We start from the raw sequence: 297 nt of genomic DNA on the forward strand, positions 1-297 counted from the left end.
GGTTCGGGCCCTCCCGCACCGAATTCTTGGCAGAACTAAAAAGATGGGTTGATCTGTACAAACCGGACGGCTTCGTTGCGGAACGCTTCATGACGCGCGGTATCCAATCTATTGGCACCACCATCGAAATGGTCAGCGTCATGATCGGTCTACTGGCAGGCACCTATCCGGATATACCGATGCTAACGATACCGGCCGCGCAATGGAAGAATGCATGGCACCAGCGTCACAAGGGCTCTACGCTCGAAGAGACGTATAAGGCATCGCGCACAACCCCACACCAAGTGGATGCGTGCT

Annotated in this window: 1 protein-coding gene; it reads left to right on the forward strand. The window is 55.2% G+C overall.

Going from position 1 to position 297, the window contains the following annotated elements; genetic code table 11:
• Positions 1-26 precede the first annotated feature (26 nt).
• A partial coding sequence (locus AC1RP1_RS08230) for a hypothetical protein (RefSeq protein ID WP_481762757.1) occupies positions 27-297 on the forward strand: 271 nt, incomplete at its 3' end.

The sequence above is a fragment of the Dellaglioa sp. CoH-56-MRSF-13 genome, from assembly GCF_056782095.1.